Here is a 1909-nt window from a genome sequence, read left to right on the forward strand (position 1 = left end):
CCACGACGTAATAAGTAAGGTTGGATAGGTTAACGCGTCGCGTTAGCAACCCACGAATACCAGCATGATCACCGTCGAAATTACTTGCTTCATCTGATGCGTTGACGCTTCCCTAACGGGAAGAATGTTAATTAAAAAGAAAGGCTCTGGCCGAGGTTCCGGCAGGATTTTGTGCCGGCCTCTTGACGTGGGGAGTCATACCAACGCTTTTGTTGTGGGGCGCTGAAAGCGTCCAAGCCCCGCAGGGGCTGAACCACCAACTTTTTGTTAGGCAGATCATCGCACAAATTCGTAATTATGCCATTCAGGACGCTCTTCTTTTTCTAGAAACTCAACAATTGAACTCTTCGCAATATCTGTAGCAATACAGTACTTTTCGTGCAGTGGCTCACTCTCTCCGAAAGAGATTTCCTTTCGATCAGCTACTGAAATATTTTCATTTCGAGAATCACTTAAAGCACGAAATTCACTAGCATTTTCATCATAAAATATGAGGCCAGATATTTCGTCACTCCATTCTAGAGCGAAGTAAACACGAATATAGTTTCTGGCACCAAAAATGAATCTTTGCCACCAAGGCCTTAAACCATCGTCAGCTGCCAGCAATATCTTTCCTGATTTCGAATTTAGCGCATTCCGCAGTGCTTCTCTTGTCTCGGAGAAGTTCTCAAATTCTAATTCCTTACCGTCTAAGGTAAGAAAATATTTAGTGTGAGATTCCAAATTCATTTTATTGCCTAACGCCCGCCTCAACGAGCAAATTTTGCTGGCGGCAGTTTTGCCGCGCAGCGCAAAAGTGGTGACAGAAAAATTTGTCCGTTGGAGGCGCTTGTTAAAATCATTTATTTATGCAACCATAATGAAACCATATTGCAACCATGAGTGTTTTTTATGCCCGCAATTACAGTGAAGAATATACCAGACATTTTATACAGCCAGCTAAAACAATCTGCTGAAGCACACCACAGAAGTATAAATAGTGAGCTTATTGTATGCCTAGAGAAGGTTTTGAGACCACAAAAAATAGATAAAGACCAACTTTTAATGAATGCACGAACAATGAGGCAAAAACTAAAAGGTTTGAAAGTTACTGAGGAAGATTTAACTAAAGCCAAAGCTGAAGGCAGAGAATGATTGTAGCTGACACTAATACAATAGCTTACTTATATTTACCCTCTGACTATAGCGAATACGTAGAAGCCTTGCTATTGAAAGACCCAGATTGGATTGCCCCTATATTATGGCGCAGTGAGTTACGAAACATCTTAGCTTTGTACCTTAGAAAAGAGCTTATTTCTATGGAGGATGCCTTAGAAATACAACAACAAGCTGAGAATTTACTCAAAGACAATGAATATACCGTAAATTCTTTCGAAGTATTAAATACTGCAAATGAATCAGGTTGTTCTGCTTATGACTCTGAGTTTATTTGCTTGGCAAAGAGCCAAAACTGCAAACTAGTGACTGCTGACAAAAAAATACTAAAGCAATTTCCAGACATAGCGATATCTGCCAGAGAGTACGTTGCTTAGAAATTTTAACGCCGCCAGCAACGGCGAGCGAAGCGAGTCCAGCCCACGGCCCTTTGTGGGCGATGTTGGCTGGCCTGGTTATATTTTTCTTTCAATGATGAACCCTGACTCGTCACCACAATGAATATAAATTTCACCGTCACCTTGTAAAGGAGTAGGAAATTCAATTTTACCCCGACCACAAAGGTCATCACCCTCGCAAGTGCCTTGCCAGCTAAACTCAAGATAAGGTGTTCGGTGAGATACCCTAACATCGAGCCACCCTTTTACAGCACCAAAAACGAACTGGCCTAATCCATCTTCAGTAAACTCAAAATAACCGGGTTCATCGAGGTCAACGTAGTCTTGAGGCCAAGTTGTCATTGACTTAATTTTCC

General features: G+C 41.6%; 4 protein-coding genes. 2 read left to right on the forward strand and 2 right to left on the reverse strand.

Going from position 1 to position 1909, the window contains the following annotated elements; translation table 11 throughout:
• Window positions 1–276: 276 nt before the first annotated feature.
• Complete coding sequence (locus tag A3761_RS24620) at window positions 277–729, reverse strand: hypothetical protein (protein WP_068511205.1); 453 nt, start codon at window positions 727–729, stop codon at window positions 277–279.
• Between the two features lie 162 nt (window positions 730–891).
• Here A3761_RS24620 and A3761_RS24625 point away from each other — a divergent pair, with 162 nt between their 5' ends.
• Window positions 892–1134, forward strand: coding sequence for an Arc family DNA-binding protein (locus tag A3761_RS24625; RefSeq protein ID WP_068510145.1), 243 nt, complete (start codon window positions 892–894; stop codon window positions 1132–1134).
• A complete protein-coding gene (locus A3761_RS24630; RefSeq protein WP_068511203.1) occupies window positions 1131–1532 on the forward strand; it encodes a type II toxin-antitoxin system VapC family toxin in 402 nt (133 codons plus the stop codon). Before A3761_RS24625 ends, A3761_RS24630 begins: the two co-directional genes overlap by 4 nt.
• A gap of 78 nt (window positions 1533–1610) precedes the next feature.
• On the opposite strand, the gene A3761_RS24635 is transcribed toward A3761_RS24630, so the two are convergent.
• Window positions 1611–1909 (reverse strand): hypothetical protein (locus A3761_RS24635; RefSeq protein WP_231881304.1); only part of this gene is annotated, 299 nt, incomplete at its 5' end.

The sequence above is a fragment of the Oleiphilus sp. HI0123 genome (genome assembly GCF_001635315.1).